Origin of the sequence: Sporolactobacillus terrae (assembly GCF_019930545.1) — a bacterium.
GTDB lineage: Bacteria > Bacillota > Bacilli > Bacillales > Sporolactobacillaceae > Sporolactobacillus > Sporolactobacillus terrae.
Genome location: NZ_CP082837.1, coordinates 2039060 through 2058991 on the forward strand (window position 1 = coordinate 2039060; position 19932 = coordinate 2058991).

Consider the following 19932-nt stretch of genomic DNA (forward strand, 5'->3'; position numbering starts at 1 on the left):
TGATTATACCCCGTTATACAATTTATTGATTTGATCCAGGATTTCTTCGAGCGAATTCAGCGCCATGTTAATCACGATGGCACCGGCGATTTCCGTGCCCTCAATATCAAAATCAAGGTACATGATCAACACCAGTTGGCTGTCACCGAAAACGACAAAATGATCCGCACATGCATGGTCCAATACATCAATTTCAGGCAGCGTATACTTCACAGGAATACTTACCGCGTTGCTCAGCTCGCCAATCATTGAATTGATAACAATATTGCCAATTTCCCTAATCGTATCATAGTCGATATCCGTAAATTCTTTAGTAACTGCTTCCTCATCCCATGTTTCATGAAGGCAAAGGGCAATAAACTGATGCATTTTGTCAGCTGGAAAAAGAAGACTAACGCGTCCTTCCAGTTGTTGATCGAAAGAAATAGAAGAAACCATAACCGTGCCTTCCGCAACCTGCGCCAAGTATTGATCAAGTACATGTTTGCCTTTTTCCGGATTTAAAATGCTTACATTCGGTATGGAAAGATCAATCCGTTTTCCGATAATATCGGAGAGTGTATTTGCCGCTTGACCGACACCAATGTTGAACAACTCGGTCATGATGTCTGAGCTATTCAGCTTATCAGCCACGGCTGCTCTTCCCAATCAGGGTGCCAAGTTCTCTCGCCTTCTTGTCGTCAAGCGGCTTATTGACGAAAGTGAGTACACCCAAACTTTCTACTTCTTCGCGGACATGATGCTGTACATCGGCAGACAGCACAATGACCCGGGCATCAGGATCGGACAACTTAACCTGTTTAATCATATCTTGGCCGCGCAGTTTCGGCATTAACAGATCAACAATAATGTAATCAGGATGCCAAGCGTCAAATTTCTCAAGACCAGCTTGTCCATCATCTGCAAAATCAAAAGTCACATCGTCCAAATAACGATCCAGAAAGGAACGCGTTATTTTTTGGGAAAACTTTGAATCGTCAACGATCAATAATTTGGTCATAAACCGGCCACCCCTTCTTAACCAGTCCTGCTATTCTAGCAAATTAGCGTGCTAACACACAATCATTGCATGGTTTCGCATGCGCTCAAGGATGCTCGTCCGCACAGAAACTAGGTCTTTATTCCCTTTTTATAACAATTAGACCGTTTTTACTTAAAATTATATCAAAAAACAGGACAAAAACACAAGATTAGCCTCCAGCCACTCTGATTTTTCTCGCGATGCGTTCTTTTTGTCTATGTCTATGGTACTATATCATTAACGATGCGGCACTTCTTATTAGGAACGCTTTTATGAAAGACAAAACCGAGCAAAGATTGCCCGGTTTCTAAAACCCTGATGTGTGGTGCATACGCGCCTGCCGCCCCTTGAAACAGGGATGGTGAAGAAACATCCGCTTTGAAAAAAATTTCATTTGTGACTATACACTTGATTTTGATCCGTTGCATGATACTTAATTAAAAGAATGACACCTTGACGTTTTACCGATTGAGCAATGAGATCCATCTCATGATACATTGCTTTAGATAAAAAACCGCTTTCAATATTCCTTTTTATTGAAAAGTATAACTCGATAAGATAGGTTGCTGAGTAATGATCGTATGAACTCATTTATCGTTCCCCCGCTCATTTTTTTCTATATAGCGACCGCCAACCGTCGATTCTTTAATGTTCGGCATGATACTCATTATTCAATATCTATCTGTTTATGGAATTTAATTGTAAGCAACTCCCCAATTACACTATACCCACTTTTCGATCAAATTTAATCCGTATTTCCCGCAATTTTTAAATTTTTGTTCATTATTTTTTGAGAACTCTATTTATTGGTGCAAAATTGATCTGATATACTATTAAATAACGCATCAAATCATGTCTGATTGCCTCTTATTCAGATACACTTCAAATGATTTCTCCATGATCTAAATCGCAAAAAAATTTCGTTCCTATGACAATGCAAATTCATTAAAATGATATACTAATTAAAAGAAAGTCTTACAATTTTTACCGAGTAAGTAAAAATAAACCTGAATTATTCACCGCTTGCCGTTTTTTCGGGATTTTGCTCACCAGGATGCAGCCAACCTGATTTCACTTGATTTTTTGAATGGAAAAATGACCTTGAAGATCAATTTCTGAACATTCACGTAAAAGAAGGCCATTTTGAGACAGACTTCCCCCGTTGATCTGATGAACCCGTTTTGAATTTTGAGCTGAGTGTTTTTTTGTTACTCGATGTGAAGTTGTTGAATCCGGTTGAGCACGTTCCAGAAGAATGCCTGATAGACAAAACTGGAAGACAGCTTGAAATAAAGGGATCGTCCTGACCGGACGAGCTTACTGGCCACTTTGACGATCCGCGTTCGGATGGTTTCGATTCGCATGGCCTTCTGTCTTTTTGGGAATGCCATCGTCCGCATCCAGTTCGTTAAATTGTAGGCGAGCAGACTGAGCATCAATCGGACTTCGTTAATTTCGAATTTGTGACTAGACAGTTGATCCAGACTGAATCCGGATTTGGCTTCCTTGATGTAGTTTTCCATCGTCCCTCGTTTCTGATAAGTCTGAAAGACCTGTTTCGGGGAGAAGCATTCAACCAGATTGGTCACGATAAAGGTATGCGTAAAGAAAAGTTCATTGGCCGGGCGAATGGATTGAACGGCAACCCGTCTTGGCTTACCCCAGGACTTCGCCTGATAATCAAATTCTTCATAGTAACACTGAGTTTTACCGGTTGGTGAATCATTCGGGTGAAGTTCTTCGGCCATCCGTTGAAGCACGGCGTTGGTCTTCAGCCGAATCACGTAGTAGACGGATTCTGTTTCGCACGCCTCGTAGAGGTCCGGTGTGGCAAAACCGCTGTCAGCGCGAACGAGCGGCGTGGTTTCTGGAAAGTGCTCGTTGTAGTGTTCGAGAATCGGCCGGACAAAGTCCACAACGCCATGCGATGTATAGCGATTTCCAGGACGCAGTTTCGCTTTCAAAAAATCACCCGTTGCCCCATCAAACGCCCCCAAGGGATGGAAGCCGATCGTACCGTAATGCGCGTTATAGTCCGAGGATTCTTGCTTTCCATACGTATCAACATGGGTGGAATCCAAGTCAAGGATCAGTGCTGGATTCTTGCGATAGCGGTGAACTTTGTCGAGTAATTTTTGGTTGGCCATGCCAAGCTGATCCAGAGCATTAGGATCAAAGCGATCATAAAAACGGGAGAGTGTCGGCTGTGACGCAAGTGTTGGTGATTCAACAACCTGAGTGAACACGGGATCGTGAATCAATGAATCCGCTGCATCATCTTCAGAATAACCAGCCAGCAGCTGATAGATCTTCTGGCGCAAAAGTTGCTCATTGGAATAATCCGGACTTTTGCGCGAATCGTTCAGCACCAGATGGTGAGTCAGCGTTTTTGAGAAACCGAGTTTTTCATCAAATTCTTTAAAAATCAGATGACCGCTTTCGGAAGAAAGTTCGCCACCGGTAAAATTGATTTTGATCTTCCTGTTGAATTGACACGACTTTTCCTCTACACTGAGCATATGAGGAACCTCCTTGTATGTTTTTGGTTTAGTCACCTATTATCATACAAAGGAATGGTTCCTTTTTCATTAACTTTTTTCACCTAATCGGTGAAAAAACGAAAAGGGTTATCTCCTTGTGGGGAAAGCGTTTTGGCCAGTTAGCAAATTAGGCTATGAATAATTCAGGATAAAACTTCTTTATGTTCGTGTTGATAAACCTTGCACCTTTAAAAGAACAGCCTGTTAAAACGTTGCCATGTCATGCGTTCAGGCGCTAAAACCGGGCAAAAAGCGCCCGGTCCCTAATCTTCAGCCATGTATGATGGGTTCGTGTCTTTTCGGTGCTGAATCGTCGCTTCGGTTACTCGCTTGCCGCGGGCGCACCACGAGCCTCCTCAGACAGGCAAGAATCTGCGGGCTGTCCCTATTCTATTTTTTGTCACTTACATTTTTCATCGTTTTGAGAACACTTGGATCAGCAACAAAGTCGGTCGGAAACCGATCGCATTGCTTCCATTAAATTGCTTGGAGGTCTTTCAAATAGAAAATAACACTAGCAAACGGATCTAGGATTCATTCCGATTTTCGTTGGATTGGATGGATAAACATGACGCTTAACATCGTATTAATTGATGATCAACTGCTCGTGCTGATGGGGCTGAAAGAATTACTTGAAAAGGAATCAGATATGCATGTGCTTAAAATCGTGCATGAGCCTGAAAATCTTGCAGCACTCGTCACCAGCACAGCACCGGACCTGCTGATTATTGATCTTCTGCTTAAACAAACAAACGGAATCGAATTAACAAGGACGATAAGGAAAACAAATACAGAAGTGAAAATTATTATTCTCTCCGGGTGCACCTGCGATGAGTATGTAGCGTCAGCAAAGCAGGCGGGCGCAAACGCGTATATTACCAAAGATCATTCAACTAGGGAACTGGTTCATGTGATCCGTGCGGTCATGCAAGGAAAGAAAGTCTTTCCTTTAGTTAAGCCGGTCATTCCTAATGAACCGCTCACGGCGAAAGAACTCACTATTTTAAAATATATTGCTAACGATTTGACAAATTATGAAATTAGCAAACAGCTGTCCATTAGTCAGCGTACCGTCGAGTATCACATTTCTGAAATTCTGAAAAAATTGGGCGTGGAATCACGTGTTGGTGCCGTTGTCCGTGCCATAAAAAAGGGACTGCTGAAGCTGTAATCGCGGCAGTCCCTCACATTTTAATTGGTCTTATTTGAAACGCCGGTCGCCATCATAAGAAGTCAGAATCTGGTACAAGTCCGGTCGGCGATCACGAAAAATCCCCCATTCAAAACGCATCTCTTGAAGCTTATCCAAATCAAATTCAGCGACCAGAGTGGTTTCACTTGTCCGATCCGCTTCGCAAAGCTTGTTCCCTTGGGGTCCGGCAATAAACGAAGACCCATAGAAGGTAATTTGTGAATCGCCATCTGCTTCAGTCCCGACGCGATTTGACGCGATCACAGGCATTAAATTCGATGCAGCATGTCCGAGCATACAGGTCTGCCAATGCTCCTTCGAATCAATCGACGCATCATACGGCTCCGAACCAATTGCCGTAGGATAGAAAAGCAGTTCGGCCCCCATAAGCGCCATGCAGCGTGCCGACTCGGGAAACCATTGATCCCAGCAGATTCCTGCACCAATTTTTCCAAATTTTGTTGACCAAACTTTAAAGCCGGTGTCGCCAGGATTAAAATAAAACTTTTCTTCATAGCCAGGTCCGTCAGGTATATGACTTTTTCGATAGGTACCCAGCACAGATCCATCGGCATCAATCATCGCCAGCGCATTGTATAAGGCATTATTCTTTCGTTCGTAGAAACTTAGCGGCAGAACAACCCCAAGCTCACGCGCAATCTTTGCAAAGTGCTCCACTGCCTGACTGTCTTCCAGTGATTTCGCCAACGCGTAGTATTCCGTTTTTTCTTTTTGACAGAAATAAGGCGTCTCAAACAGTTCCTGAAGCAAAATGATCTGCGCGCCCTTAGCCGCCGCCTGACGTATCATCGCTTCAGCTTTATGAATATTTTCTTCAGCAGACCAGGAACAGCTCATCTGCGTTGCCGCTACTTTCACTTTTCTCAACTTGTTCCACTTCCTCTCTTCCGATAAACCGGCATTTGCTGCGTGGCACAATGGACATTTCCGCCTTCACCGATAATTGCTGTACCGTCAACCGGACGAATGCGCCGATCAGGAAATGTTTGAGAAAGAATGGTGATCGCTTGCTGATCCGTTTCCTCGGCATCGCCACCGAAAATCGGCAGAATGATCCCTCCGTTAACAAAATAGAAATTCAAATAACTGAGTGTCAACCGCTCGCTGCCATTCATTCGTTTCGGCGGTTGCGGCACGCGAATCACCTCAAGCTTCCTCCCTTTGGCATCCAGCATCTGTCGCAGTCGGGCAATATTTTCTTCTGTGATCTGCCAATTCTCATCGTTCGAGTCGCCGCAGCTTTGAATTAAGATCTTTCCGGGCGCAGCAAAACAGGCGATATTATCTACATGGCCATCCGTCTCATCACCGGAAAGACCATGCTTAAGCCAGATGACTTTGCTGATATTGAGATATTCGTTCAGTTTCTGTTCAATTTGCGCGCGATCCAGCTCAGGGTTCCGATTCGCATTTAGCAAGCATTGTTCCGTTGTTAACAGGCTGCCCTCGCCATCAACATGAAAGGAGCCCCCCTCCATGACCAAGGGCGCATCATAGCGTTTAATCCCCAGTTCATCAAGCAGTTTCGCTGCCAAGGCATCATCAAGGTCCCAAGGAGTGTACTTACCGCCCCACGCATTGAAGCGCCAATTTACACCCGCAAGTGCTTCTTGTTCATTAATGAGAAAAGTCGGTCCGTTGTCGCGCACCCAGGAGTCATTATGCGGAAGGACGCGCAGATTAATGGGATAGGCAGAAGGGTGAAGAAACGAAGATACCTTCGCTTCCTCATTCTCATTAATCAGAACGACCACAGGCTCAAATTCGGCAATCGCTTGAGCAAAGGCCGCGTACCCACGGCAAACCTGTGCATAATTTTCCGGCGCGCACATCGAGGCGCGCACCGGCCACGAAAGAAAGGTACACGCATGGGTCTGCCATTCGGCAGGCATTCGATAAGTCAATTCGTTTGGGTTCATCAAGTCAGTTCCCTCATATCTCTATTTAAGTTGTCCTAAACTGTATGTTATCATAGAAAAGCGAAAGAAAAAGCGTCTGTTTTTCACCTTTTTCAGTCATGCATTACATCCGAAAACGCAAGAAAAAAGCAATGGAAATGCAACCATCCCCCGTTCAACCAAACGATTTCGATGAAAGCGAGGAGCGCAGATGCAGGACTGGATTGTGACCTTCATGGAGACACATGGTTATACCGGTGTTTTCTTAATGATTTTATTAGAGAATGTTTTTCCGCCAATCCCTTCCGAACTGATCCTTACCTTCGGAGGCTTTATGACCACAAAAGCGCGGCTGACGATACCGCTTGTCATTCTTTTTGCCACAGCAGGTTCAGTAGCCGGTGCTGCCCTGCTCTATGCGATTGGCCGCATATTCAGCATTGAGCGACTGGAGCAGGGCGTCGCTCGCTGGGGACATCTTCTGCGCTTGAAGCCCGGCGACCTGAGCAAAGCAAGCCGCCGTTTCGAAAAACACGGCTATCGAGCAATCTTCTTTTGCCGAATGATCCCGCTCATTCGCAGTCTGATTTCGATTCCCGCCGGCATGGCACGGATGAATTTTCTCTTTTTCCTGATCTATACCGCAGCAGGAACGTTGATCTGGAATACCCTTTTAGTCGTACTCGGTGCCGCATTTGGAAAGTCATGGGACAAAGTCTTAGAATGGATGGATCTGTACGCGCACATCACCTATGTGGGGATTGGTGTAGCTTTAGCAGTCTTAGTTTTCTATTGGATCAAAAAAAGGCACAGAAACTAAATGTGAGCATGATGAGCGCCGATGGCTCGTTTGTGCAAAGGAAGCAGCCAGCGATAAATAATAAAAAAGTTGATTAATGAATAATGCATGCCCCAATGCAAATGACGGTAGTAACCGGCGGTAATCGCAAGCCATTCAATAAGCAAAGAGATAAGCGTGAATAGGATGGGCAGAACCCATCTTCTTGCCACTGTCCAATAGTTTAAATAGATGATCGCCAAACAGGATGGAACCGTACTGATCACAAGGAGATCGGCAATACCGATCCCATGATTGCTTCCGTAAACAAAGGTCTCAAAGTAGATTGCGGAAATAATGTCCAAGATCCACGCAGCACCGCATACGACTCCAAACGTCATATAGATCTGTCGCCATGTGAGCTGCCGTTTTTTCATGACTAAAACATAAAGAATCAAGAGCAGAGCGATCAATAATGGGAACCAAATCCCCTTCGCCTGCAGGTCCATTCGTGTAAAAAAAATGTGCATACCAAAAGAACTCCTTTTCCTGCTTTTTACCGCTAGTATCCGGAGCTTGTACACATTTCATTCAGATTGGCGGACAAATACAGCCAATCGTCACAGTTCTTTCAGATATTGCCCGCGGCAAGCCCTGTTCTTTCCATTCCTTTTCGCCCTATAAAGGGCGTTATCACAAGAAATATAAAGTCGTTCGCTATCGGTATACGCATCTGGAATCAGCGTGACAAGCCCAATGCTGATTGTATACATCAACGATTGATCAGGCAGATGAATCGTTGACGCGGCAATTTCTACGCGAATCCTCTCCGATTCTTGTTCGGATTGCTGTTCATCGTATCCCGGCATTAAGATGGCGAATTCATCGCCACCAAAACGAGCGAACAAATGGTGCTCATTAAGCCTGCCAAGGATGTGTCGTGAAAGACTGCGCAGCACCCGATCGCCGACATCATGACCGAATGTATCGTTAATCGACTTAAACCTGTCCACATCAAACAGCAGCAGAGAAATAGGCTGTTGTTTTCTTGCATAGCGGTAAATCGCGCTTTGGGTACGCTCAAAAAATGCACGCCGATTAAGCGCGCCCGTTAAATCATCATGGTTGGCCAGATTCAACAGTTTCTCATCTGTCACTTCTTTAAGCAGTAAAACAAACCCGGTTCCGCCGAGAATGAGCGATAAATTAAGTGTCAAATAGGCAAGGCTTGTCACCAATGAACCACTGAAGAGGCTGTGGTCAATCGTATGATGCAGCAGCATAATCGAAACCGATCGTACAAAGTGAGAAACCATAATAACAAGATACAAAAAGCCGATCAGCCTCATGAGCAGCGAATTACCGGCTCCCAAAAGCATACGAAAAACAGGTAAAAGCAGCAACACTCCGAGACATGTCGCTGCAAAGGCCACCCGTAAATTCAAATCATTACGCGTAAACAGAATCAGATGAAAAGAAACGATGCTTGCCGCAGTCATCCATTGATAGTAATGACGCAGCCGCAATGTATACGTACGGGTCAACTGCAACAACGCACAGGCCTCCATTGCACAGCCGGCAAAAAGCAGACTGTTGCCAAAAGCGGCAGTAACCCGATCCAATGCGCCTCCATTAAAGAACACAATGATCCAAGCCGCGGTCTGCAGACACCTGCCTTGAAAAAACGTACGCAGCGTCTCCTCATAACGATGCCTAAGCAGATAAGCGCCAATCATCAAGGCTACCACTGCATTTCCAGCAATAATAAAGCCAAGGTAAAATTTTAAATTCAGTAAAAGATTCATGAACGTTCATCTTCTTCCAAAAAGCAATTCATTCATTTTAGCAAAAACTGCTGACTTATTATATATACTTTCGAGCGATTTCACCAATTATTTAGAACTTCTTTCACCTGTGAATGCCTGCCATTTCTCAGTAACAGGCAATGGCGCCATGAATGAGGAGAAAGCGTTGTTGTCTCCTTACCCTGACCGCACGCGGCAAGTCTTGATTATGTCCAATTCTTCAGCGGTTCACGTTTCATTGCTTTAAAATCAGCACGGCTAAAATGATAAAAAGCGCTCATACTAACGTCGGGAGGTGTGCGTCTTGATGCGATTACTTATGGCGGCTGGGATTCTGCTTCTATGCCAACAGCCAGACTTTCCCGATAAACTCATCATGACCAATCATGGAAAAATTGTGATGAAAGCGGATCCTGCTGAGCTTTCCGTTCCATTTCTTCCGCTAATCGATCAAAGAAAGCTCGACGCATTCACGCAGCGTATTGCTCGAAAGGTCTATAAAGCGCCGGTGAATGCAAGGATTGGCCACAGCGGTACGATTCGACCTGGAAAAAATGGAGAAACATTAGAGCGTCACCAGTTTAAAAAGCAGCTGTACCACCACACGTTTAGCCACAACCAATCGAAACTAAAATTGCCGCTCCTCACCCTTTACCCAAAAGTTGACGAGGAACTTCTGTCACAAATCCGTGAGCAGCGTATTAGTTCTTATCAAACCTTTTTTAATGCCGGAAATAAAAGCCGTTCCCATAATATCGAACTTGCGGCCAAAGCGCTTGACAGTCATGTTGTTTTTCCCAATGAGGTCTTTTCATTTAATCAAACCGTCGGCATGCGCACCAAGGCGAAAGGCTATCTGAGTGCCAAAATCATCGTCCGCGGCGAATACGCCGAAGGAATTGGCGGCGGCATCTGTCAAGTATCATCAACTCTCTTTAATGCTGTAGATCGTGCCGGCTTAAAGATTGTGGAGCGGTATTCACACAGCAAACGGGTCGCTTATGTACCTGAAGGCCGCGATGCCACGGTCAGCTGGTATGGACCGGATTTTCGTTTTAAGAATACATCGAATCAGCCCGTCCTGATTCGCGCCCATAAATACGGCGGAACGATTGCCTTCGCCCTCTACTCATCCGACATGATTCAACTTTCGAAACGCAACGTACCTGAAGCATCAAAACGGGTACCGAAGGAGATTAAGAAAGAAACGGAAGGTGACAAAACACAATCACTAGATACGCCTTAACAAAAAACAAACGGTATGCCTGATTTCAGGTTTGATACGAATTTTGCTATGTTTGATTCAACTTTTCAAGTTTGATGTTTCCTCCGCGGTGAGTGATCCACAAGTCGATCGTGTATCATTTCCTAGGCAACAAAAATAGAACGAAGCTGAGCCTCGTCCTGTTCTAATCGTTTTTCTTATGAGATTCGTGTTATTTCTTAACGATACCGAATTGATCAACGATATATGGAGCAGTTCCTTTCATGCGGTCAATTTCATAGACCACAACGGAGATCTTCTTTTTATCAATCGTTACTTTTGAGAAGTTTTGGATTGCACCGCGTACCGGTCTTGAAGGATCACTTGGATCAAGCCCGTATTTCAGTGCGTGATTTTCTTCAGCGCGGACAAATTTGCTGTAGAATGCCTCACCAAGTTCAGGGGAAGTATTTTTCTTGTACACTTTTGGGCCAGCAGTCGCCGGGATGGAGTAGACCGTTCCATCCGGATTTACTGAATAGGTCATCCGCTGACCATTCATCCATTCCGTAATCTGCTTTGGATGGGTTGCCTGGTTATCCCCATTGATTGGCAGCGTACGTGCATAGATGTGATCATGACCCTGGATGACCAGATCGACGCCCAGCTTGCCAATCAGCGGCGCGATTTTATTGCGCACTCCGTTTTCGCCAATGATATCCGAATCAGTTGCGTGGTTGGACGTTGTATACGGACCCTTGTGGATCAAGACCACGCTCCACTTCGCGCCGTTTGCCTTGGCTTTCTTAATATCGTTAGTCATCCAGTTCACTTGTTCTGGGGTGAAATCGCGGTACTGCTCTGAATCTTCATTGGTATTCAGCACCGTAAAATGGGTATTGCTGTAGTTAAAGGAATAGTACGCGCCGGTCGTTGTATCGGTGTTTGACGCTGCCGGTTTCAAATTAAAATGATCGATAAACGCATGGTTCTTGTCTTCATGGTTTCCTGCGGCCGGAACAACCGTTGTGTTCCCCCATACGTTTTGGCTGTTATTGATCAGCCAATCCCATTGATCTTCAACCACACCATTATCGACAAAATCTCCGGTAACGGTCATGAAGTCAAAATGTTTTACGGTTGCTGCAGCCTGCTTGAACGTGTCTGCGGCCAGCTGGCCCTCTTCCTCGGTCTTCGCTTGCGGGTCAGTCAGTTCCAGAAAGGAGAACGCACCATTTTTCTTTGGCGCCGTTTTGATTACGCCAACCGAGCTCCAGATGTTCTGCTTCGCATCGCCGACACGGTAATAATACTCTGTGTTCGGTCGCAGGCCTTTTGCTTCAGCTTTGTGCATGCGTTCCTCACTGTCATTCGATGAAATCGCGCTTGTCCCTTTGAACGTCAGTGCTTCTTTGAAAATCGGCTTCTTTTTGCTCTTGCCATTCTTCTTCACCAGCTGCAGATCACTCTGGGTTGAAGCAAGCGATGTATACCACGTAAACCCCTTGGTCGTTCGCGCGTCCCCCATAAATGTCACAACCACTTTTTTCACCGCCGGATTGGGGCTTTCAGCTGATGCACTGCTTAAGAAACCTGATGAACCAACAAGAAGTGCCAGCAGCAAAGTCAACCCAACAACAATGGAAATCATTTTCTGTCTCACCATTAAATCCTCCACTCCCTCTGTTTTTAATCGATTTTCAACCTCATAGAAAAGTTTAACGGACGGGTATTAATTGAAGGAAAATAAGAGATTTTCTTTATGTAAATCGCAGGATGATCCACCCAGGCGGAAAGTCTAGCTGAGTTGATGGAAACATGCCCAGGTTTTTCAGTTTGATCGCTCGCCTAATCAAGCGGTGCACCGAAACCTACAACAATGCGAAAACATGTATAATCGTATATGTACGAATCTGATTTGAGGTGATTTCATGCGCAAGACTTTATCCGTAGTTGCAGCTATTTTAGAGAATGATCAGCACGAGATTATGTGTGCGCTTCGCTCTCCTAGAATGTCAATCCCAAATCAATGGGAATTTCCTGGTGGGAAAATTCAGGAAGGAGAAACACCTGAGCAAGCGATTGAACGGGAAATTCGTGAAGAACTCAAGTGCAGCATAAAAGCAAATCGTATTTTCCTTGTTAGTCATCATGACTATGATACATTCTCGATTAATCTAACTGCGATACGCTGCACACTAAAAGAAGGAGTTCCAACCGCCCATGAGCATTCAAAACTGATCTGGCTGAAACGTGAAAATCTTAACGCTCTTAAATGGGCACCAGCCGATGTAGCGACCATGGAACAACTCGTGAAAGAACAACAAGAAAAACCAAGCTATCTTTATCCTTAAACCACTCTGAACGCGGCTTTCATTCACCAACAATATACTTGAAAGACACTTCAGCTGCTCGCTTGCCGCGGGCAGTCCAGGAGCCTCCCCGGACACGCAATTTATCTGCGGGGTCTCCTTTGGCCTGCACTGAGGCCGCTGAAAAACTGTCGATTTTTTGATCTGAGAATTCTGGTTGGCGCAAAAAAGGACCACTTTTCGTCTGCGTTTTGACAAAAAGTGGTCCTTTTTCCCTTCTTTTTTATCTTTTTTCGTTGAGGATCTTCAGAATCCGCTTGAGATTGACTGCGAAGATCGTGGTCGCTCCCTGAATCTCCATTCCAAACAGACCCGCAGATGATGCTGTATCATACCCGTGTCTGTTTTTTAACTCACTGTTCTTCGCTTCTATTTTATAACGCGTTTTTGCCAGTGATTTAAATTGTTCCGTATTTTGAAATGCTTTCTGTTCTTTATGTTCTGTGGATTTAATCGTAACGTAATAAGACTTCGTTTTTGATCCTTCCTGATAACACCCCTCACGCATGGAACATACTTGGCATTTCGTTACATCGAACATATATCTTACACGCGGATTGACCTTTTTCGTTCCTTGTCTTCCATCGTATTTCTTTTTAAAAGCCATATGCCCTGCCGGGCAGACAAACATACCCGCATCTTTATTAAACTCAAATGCTTTTTTGCGCGTGCCTTGTGATACCACGGGGTGTAATTTTGAAACCAAAGCTATATGATTTGTTTTTGTATAGGTAATATTATCTTTTTCTGAGTAAGCCGTATCGCCAATGACCGTATCAATGGTCATCCCTGACTCCTTACTTTTTTCGATTAAAGGCTCCAGATAGTTTCCATCGCTCTTTTCGCCTGTCGTAATGACGGCCGCTGTAATAATACGTTCATCGCTCATCGCCAGATGTGTTTTATAACCAAAAAAAGAAGAATCTTTTGTTTTATGTCCGATCCGAGCATCGGGATCATTCGAAGGGTTCATATGTTCCTTAAAATCTTCGACACTCTCTTTGAGGACATTTAACTTTTCTTTAACCGCAGGCAGCGCGGTGATTTGCGGTTCGGTTTCAAGGGTGGAAATGAGTTGATGACAGTAATCTAATTCCTCGTTGATTTCGTTAGATGTATTCTTTTCTGGAAATTTTGGTTTCATGGATGCATCCAATTGATAGACGGCTTTGCGAACATTTTTAGATTTCTCTCGTAGAAATTCGATCGGTGATTTTTGGTTATAACGCGCTTTTGTATGGGTGGCATCAACAATAAGCGTTTTACTTTTAATAATTCCTTTTTCAAGCGCAATCTCAACGGTTTTCCCAATAAGCAGATCTAACAATTTAACGTCCTGAAGACGTTGCCTACGAAAATGCGTTAACGAACTTGAATCAATGACGTCCTCCTCAGGGGCCATGTTGAGGAAATATTTAAACGACAGGTCATATTTAGAACGCTCGACTAAATCGTTATCTGATAAATCATGAATCGTCTTTAATAATAAATATTTGAACATTCGAATTGGAGAGATCGCTTTACGCCCATTATCAAGACAATATTTTGTTTTCAATTCATCATAAATGAATGAAAAGTCCACGAGTTCATTGATTTGACGAAGCATATTATCTTTTGGGACAACAAGATCGTAGAGTGCTGCATAAGGGCTAAGGTTGAGTGTTTCTTGATTTGAGAGCATTGAGTTACCACCTATATACGTTGATAGCTCCATTATAAAGGAAAAGGGCCGTTGAATGTTTGATGAATCAAACATTCAACGGCCCAATGAATAGGTTGGACTTTTTCAGTGGCCTCCCTGCACTCCCGCAGGCGTCCCGCGCTTTCGTACTTCCTCAGGATGCGGTGACTTCTGCGTTGTGCACAGGATGTGCATGCCCTTAGCAGAAGTTCCTCTTACAATTAGCGAAAGTTCCTTTTGCAATTGGTAGAAGCTCCATTTTTATGCCGCTTATCGTTGTACTTCAAAGCAAGATCATAAACTTTCTTCCCTTACTAAGAAAAGCCTCTTCTCGTCACCAAGAAACGAGAAGAGGCTTTTTTATGATTCTATTATACTTTGGTGGTGAATTCCCGGTATAGCGCCATCGGTACTTCGTGATGCAGCGCAATTTCTGTTGTGATTGGCTTATTGCCCTTATAGCTGATTACATCACCGGTCCCGATGTAGATGAATGGTTCGGACTTTTGATCAATCGTCCGAAATTTTCGAATAAAAAGGTGGAGTGTGATACCATCTTCTTTATTATGAATGATATGATGACCTTGCACCGAATCTTGACGCTTTGTATTCGGTGATTCCCATTGAAAAAGGGTAGAACTAATAAAATGATCCTGATAATTAATGCTGTCCTTAATACCCTTTTCTTTATGTAGATCAATAAATAAGAAGTAGTTGTTACCGTTTGTTAACAGTCCGGAACCGCGAAAAGAACTCAACGTCTTTTGGTAATTCGATAACAATGCTGTTTCGATCATTGTATATTGCGCATAACGTTTGAAAAAAGGTGATCCATAATTCCGATGACCAAACATTTTCTCATAGCGATAAAGCCCGAAATTGAGTACATCAAGCATATACGCACTTTGCTGCTGATCTTCAAAAATTTTATCTAAGGGTTCTGATCTGATAAAAGCCTTTGTCCTCCGGTCATAGCTTCCTAACTTAATCTCTCGTGACTTTTGGCCCTGATCATCATAGGTTTGATTCAAATGTTCAAAGGCATGTACGAGCGACGTCTCGTCAAACGACTCAATAACTTTCAGCACTTCATTTTGCGCTTCCGCCCATGATATCGCGTGATGGTTCATCAGATAGCGAAGGACGACAAACTCATAGGGACGCTTAATCGGCAGCGTCATTGACAATTGACGTAGGACGGTGCTGAATGGCTCTTCATTTGCGAGCTGCTTTAGCTTATCCATTTTCTCAACGGTGGCGAGAAATGCAAGATAAGTTTTCTTATTATCGATAAATCTTATCGGATCTGGCGCATTTTCAAATCGTGCGTAATCCATTAAATAATACGGAATCGTCCGGTCTTCTGCACTGCGTACAAATTGTTTTTTAAATTCCAGGTACTCTTCTTTTAAATACTTCATCGCTCGGAAATTCTCTTGATTTAACTGTTCAATAATTCGTTTTTGTGAGATTCGGTCCATTTGAATATGCGTTGCACCGGGAAGATTGGGAAAACCGCGATCGACAGCGACCTTAAGGCTGTCCTTATCGTAAAAGCGCTTGCCACTGAGCGCAATCGCAATCAAAAAGGTTTTACTGTGATTGCCAATAAAGTCAAGCACAGTTAAAAAGGATTGTCCTTGATATTTTCTCAGACCGCGGCCAAGCTGTTGCATGAAGATAATCGGCGAATTCGTTGGCCGCAGCATCAGCACAAGATTTACCGACGGAATATCGACCCCTTCATTAAAGATGTCAACAGTGAAGATCACTTGTAGCGGATCATGATCATTCTCAAGCTTGTGAATCATTTCTTGCCGCTTCCACTGCGGATCATCCCCGGTCAAATAGGTGCTGACTACGCCACGTTGATTGAATTGCTCCGCCATGTATTGCGCATGATCCTTGGTCACGCAATAACCAAGACACTTGCATGAATCCCCGTCATAGCCGTAAAAGTTCATTTTTGCGATAATAAAATCTACGCGCTCATTTACCTTAAGCCGTTTTGCAACTTCGGCAACGTCATCGATTGAGACATCGGACAGATCGACACCGTCAACATCCGAAATCCCAAAATAATGAAACGGCAGCACAAGATCTTCTTCTAAAGCCTCATTCAGACGAACCTCAATTGCAATATTGTGGTCGAACAAGCCGAAAATATCACCGCGATCGCAGCGCTCAGGTGTCGCCGTCATACCCAGTAAAAATTTTGGTTCAAAATAATCCAAAACACGCGTATATGTAGGACTGGTTCCATGATGCGCTTCATCAATGATGATGTACTCAAAATAATCAGCGGCGAACTCTTGGTAATGATCTTTGATGGTTTGAATCGTTGTGAAAAGATACGGCTTTCCCTTATGATCTTTTATCGTACCGGTGAACATTCCCATCTTGTTCCCGCGACCAAGTAAGCGTTCAAACGTCTCTTTGGCTTTACGCAAAATTTCTTCTCGATGGACAATAAACAACATCGTTTTTGGCCTAACGTTTTGTACATCAAACGCCGCCATGTAGGTCTTCCCTGTACCTGTTGCTGAAATCACAAGCGCACGCGTTTCGCCATGATCCCTCAGCCGTTCGAGATTATCGATCGCTTGATGCTGCATCACATTTGGAACAATTTTCTGCATCGCAGAATTTCCATAACTTGAAAACGTTGGTTCCCTCGCAGCTGCAACCTGAGCCTTCAGCGATTCAATAAATCGCTCATACTTCTGCAGAAACAAGTCGTCTGCAACCGTACACTGCGCCCACAATGCGTTGTATTCATGAATCACCTTTTTCAGAAACGGCGCCTCACGTTTCGCCACCGTTGCCACGTTCCATTCAACATTACTCTTCAGCGCACTTTGCGTCATGTTTGAGGAACCAATCATAATCGTATAAGTATCTTGATTTTGAAAAAGATACACCTTGTTATGGAACCCTTTTGCCCGATCCGCTTCAAAAACACGAAGCTCAATATTATCAAACTTCTTAATCCGTTTCAGCGCCTTCGGCTCGGTGAAATTTAAGTACGTCGAGGTCATGATCTTCCCTCTGACCCCGCGCTCACGCAGCTCCTTTAAATGGTCAAGTAGCAGCTGCAGCCCGCTGTAATTAATGAATGCGACACTAAAGTAGAACGCTTCACATGTCGAAAACGCCTGCTGCAATTCATATAAGAACGTTTGTCCATTCGAATTGGTGATGAGTTTGTTGTTCATAACTCGATCAATCCTTCATTATCATGATTGCGGTACTATTTGATCTAAATTATTCATTTAAGTAACTTCGAAATACCAACGATAATAAATAAAAATCAAATCTCCATTTGGATAGCATAAGCTTGATGAATGAGTGGATACACATCATCCAATTGTACAGGTGAAAAAATTTTGATCTCACTTTCTCCCGTTGCCCAATGGCCAATACCTCGCAAATCTCTGAGCAGACCTTTAGGATCTGTTAATTCATCCACAGAAGCATTAATATTCACTGAAATGCCCTCTTTTGTGAACATAACACTAGTAAGATTACTTCTAAAACGGAAGACAACATAATGCTTATTATATTTAACGGTAATATCAGCATTCAGATTTATTAAATAGTCTTGAATGGCTGTAAAAAGTTCTAGATTTGGTTTCGATCGAAACTCATAATCTTCAATAGTATAGGAAACGTTATCAACCGTTTCTTCTCTTTGCTCACAATAATCTGGAGATACACTTGGGTATTGCCAAATGTTCAGAGTTCGTCTGGAAAGCAAATTTCCTCGTCGATCAATTGCACTAGGATCCCACTGCTCTACTTCAGCTAACATTCGATTCAATCGTATCGGACTATAAATAAATCCGTTTTTCATTTTTCTTTTTCCTTCGAATTCTTGATTACTCAATTCGGAGTTATAACGGGTAAGTGTTAGATTGCCAAGCCTGTTCAAATACTGAGTATGAATGGTTTTCCAATCTTGCCCGAGTATTTCTTTCCACTTTTCATTTAACGTTTGAGGCATAATATGTTCAATCGAGTACTTGTTAAGATCAATGATTTCTTTTGTGTCAAAGTTTTCGAGTTTGCTCAATAAGTATTTTGAGCGTTGAAAATTATAAATATCCTTTATTTTCAGCTCTCTTTCAAATTCCTCATCTGATGGAAAGCGCTTATATGAATCTAATTGAAGAAGTTCATAGCAAAAGCTGTCCAAATAATGCGCTTTATCGATTTTGGCATTCAATGTGGCAAATGTCTTATTTAAAGAATTCGTTGGGATACCTACTACTGCTCTTCTGAACACATACGATTCAACAAGGCGATAAATGGTAATCAGTTGTTCTTGATTTATTACCTTGTTATCGAAATCATGATAGGTTTGAACCAAAAATGGATAGGCAACATTTACCCTTAACTCGTTAATCTCTTGCATCAATGCGTTCACTTTTTGATTTGGCGTAACGGCTGATAACAAATCAGCAAAGATTTTGCTATAATCATAAAAATCTTTAACGACTTGTTCCAAGCCTAACTTTGATATGGCGCTTTTAAAGTATCGTTTAAACGACTCATAGATTCTGTCCTGGCGTGGGATTCGACCAGTTTTAATCGTTAAGTAATCCCTTGAGAAACGATCAAAGGCATTTTCGGGATGATCCGTAAACAACTGCTCAATTTTCAACCAATATTTCCGGTACATCGTGGATTGTAATTTCGGATCTAAATCCATGAGTATATAATTTCGAATTAAATCGCTTTGCGATAAATCTAATCCAGTCGAGTTAAGACTTTCAAAAATTAATTGAGGGTTGTCCTTTCCTTGTTCAAGACTTACATCGATGATCATCAGTTTCTTTAAACCTTCATAGACGACTTTAAGTTCTGATTTCATCATTTCATTGAAGAAATAATTGTAATTCTGTACAATACGACTTTCTTTGTAAGCGTCTATCGCAGCTTTATCAGAATCTAAAATTGATCTTATGGCTTGGTTATCGCCTTCTGTTAAAACCAATTTATAAAATAAGTCATCTTCTTCATCACTGTTCACAAGATAATAGTTCGTCAACTTTCTCGTCGAAATTCCAATTTCCTTTTTCTGAATTTCCAATGCATTTCTAAGCGCCAAGATCATTAGGGACAGAGTCGTTAATCGTTGCTGTCCATCGATGATGCTTAATTGATTAATTACAGCTGCATGAAAGACATCTTTTGTTATGTAAACAATTGAACCCGTAAAATGCCCGAAACTTTCATCATCTTTTCCAGCCACAAGAACATCTTGAAGTAATTTTTTACATTGCGGGATTGACCAGCTATATTTTCTTTGATAAATGGGCACAACGAATTGACTCGGTGATTGAAGAAATTTTAAAAAGTTTTGCTCAACAGCTTTCAAGGTATCGTTCACCAACCTCAATCATTTGATTACTGAATTT

16 protein-coding genes are annotated in these 19932 nt (G+C 43.0%); 4 read left to right on the plus strand and 12 right to left on the minus strand.

The genetic code is table 11. From position 1 onward, the window contains the following. Positions 1-3: 3 nt before the first annotated feature. The 4 genes from K7399_RS09695 to K7399_RS09710 form a co-directional block, all read right to left on the minus strand. Complete coding sequence (locus K7399_RS09695) at positions 4-633, minus strand: chemotaxis protein CheC (protein ID WP_028976988.1); 630 nt, start codon at positions 631-633, stop codon at positions 4-6. After that, entirely contained in the window at positions 626-1000 is a 375-nt protein-coding gene (locus K7399_RS09700) for a response regulator transcription factor (RefSeq protein ID WP_028976987.1), read from the minus strand. Before K7399_RS09700 ends, K7399_RS09695 begins: the two co-directional genes overlap by 8 nt. 411 nt (positions 1001-1411) lie before the next feature. Continuing rightward, positions 1412-1612, minus strand: coding sequence for a hypothetical protein (locus tag K7399_RS09705; RefSeq protein WP_037563369.1), 201 nt, complete (start codon positions 1610-1612; stop codon positions 1412-1414). A 617-nt stretch (positions 1613-2229) separates the two neighbouring features. Further along, a complete protein-coding gene (locus K7399_RS09710) occupies positions 2230-3540 on the minus strand; it encodes an IS1380 family transposase (RefSeq protein WP_223362289.1) in 1311 nt (436 codons plus the stop codon). A gap of 589 nt (positions 3541-4129) precedes the next feature. Between K7399_RS09710 and K7399_RS09715 the strand changes: the two genes are divergently transcribed. Continuing rightward, positions 4130-4732 carry a response regulator gene (locus tag K7399_RS09715; protein WP_028977185.1) on the plus strand — a complete coding sequence of 201 codons (603 nt, stop codon included), beginning with the start codon at positions 4130-4132 and terminating at the stop codon, positions 4730-4732. 30 nt (positions 4733-4762) lie between these two features. Here the strand turns inward: K7399_RS09715 and aguB are convergent, their stop codons facing one another. Both aguB and K7399_RS09725 read right to left on the minus strand, forming a co-directional pair. Next, complete coding sequence (gene aguB, locus K7399_RS09720) at positions 4763-5641, minus strand: N-carbamoylputrescine amidase (RefSeq protein ID WP_028977186.1); 879 nt, start codon at positions 5639-5641, stop codon at positions 4763-4765. Then, positions 5638-6693 carry an agmatine deiminase family protein gene (locus K7399_RS09725; RefSeq protein ID WP_028977187.1) on the minus strand — a complete coding sequence of 352 codons (1056 nt, stop codon included), beginning with the start codon at positions 6691-6693 and terminating at the stop codon, positions 5638-5640. The genes aguB and K7399_RS09725 overlap by 4 nt, the downstream gene beginning before the upstream one ends. A 190-nt stretch (positions 6694-6883) precedes the next feature. Between K7399_RS09725 and K7399_RS09730 the strand changes: the two genes are divergently transcribed. Next, positions 6884-7492, plus strand: a complete 609-nt coding sequence (locus K7399_RS09730; RefSeq protein ID WP_028977188.1) for a DedA family protein — start codon at positions 6884-6886, stop codon at positions 7490-7492. Here K7399_RS09730 and K7399_RS09735 read toward each other — a convergent pair. After that, complete coding sequence (locus K7399_RS09735; RefSeq protein WP_051577949.1) at positions 7489-7980, minus strand: hypothetical protein; 492 nt, start codon at positions 7978-7980, stop codon at positions 7489-7491. The two genes, K7399_RS09730 and K7399_RS09735, sit on opposite strands and share 4 nt — an antisense overlap. A 90-nt stretch (positions 7981-8070) precedes the next feature. Then, the gene (locus K7399_RS09740; protein ID WP_028977189.1) at positions 8071-9255 is read right to left on the minus strand and encodes a GGDEF domain-containing protein; all 1185 of its coding nucleotides are present in this window, start codon (positions 9253-9255) and stop codon (positions 8071-8073) included. A 307-nt stretch (positions 9256-9562) separates the two neighbouring features. Here K7399_RS09740 and K7399_RS09745 point away from each other — a divergent pair, with 307 nt between their 5' ends. Then, positions 9563-10501, plus strand: coding sequence for a VanW family protein (locus K7399_RS09745; protein WP_028977190.1), 939 nt, complete (start codon positions 9563-9565; stop codon positions 10499-10501). A 190-nt stretch (positions 10502-10691) separates the two neighbouring features. On the opposite strand, the gene K7399_RS09750 is transcribed toward K7399_RS09745, so the two are convergent. Continuing rightward, positions 10692-12125 carry a purple acid phosphatase family protein gene (locus K7399_RS09750; RefSeq protein WP_028977191.1) on the minus strand — a complete coding sequence of 478 codons (1434 nt, stop codon included), beginning with the start codon at positions 12123-12125 and terminating at the stop codon, positions 10692-10694. A 265-nt stretch (positions 12126-12390) separates the two neighbouring features. Here K7399_RS09750 and K7399_RS09755 point away from each other — a divergent pair, with 265 nt between their 5' ends. After that, positions 12391-12813 carry a (deoxy)nucleoside triphosphate pyrophosphohydrolase gene (locus K7399_RS09755; RefSeq protein WP_028977192.1) on the plus strand — a complete coding sequence of 141 codons (423 nt, stop codon included), beginning with the start codon at positions 12391-12393 and terminating at the stop codon, positions 12811-12813. A gap of 241 nt (positions 12814-13054) precedes the next feature. Here the strand turns inward: K7399_RS09755 and K7399_RS09760 are convergent, their stop codons facing one another. The 3 genes from K7399_RS09760 to K7399_RS09770 all read right to left on the minus strand — a co-directional run bounded on the left by K7399_RS09760 (position 13055) and on the right by K7399_RS09770 (position 19892). Further along, the gene (locus tag K7399_RS09760; RefSeq protein ID WP_028977206.1) at positions 13055-14512 is read right to left on the minus strand and encodes an IS1182 family transposase; all 1458 of its coding nucleotides are present in this window, start codon (positions 14510-14512) and stop codon (positions 13055-13057) included. Positions 14513-14883: 371 nt separating this feature from the next. After that, a complete protein-coding gene (locus tag K7399_RS09765) occupies positions 14884-17727 on the minus strand; it encodes a DEAD/DEAH box helicase (RefSeq protein ID WP_028975817.1) in 2844 nt (947 codons plus the stop codon). A 95-nt stretch (positions 17728-17822) separates the two neighbouring features. Beyond that, positions 17823-19892 (minus strand): DUF262 and DUF1524 domain-containing protein, encoded by a 2070-nt coding sequence (locus K7399_RS09770; protein ID WP_028975818.1) that lies wholly within the window; start codon positions 19890-19892, stop codon positions 17823-17825. Positions 19893-19932: the final 40 nt, after the last annotated feature.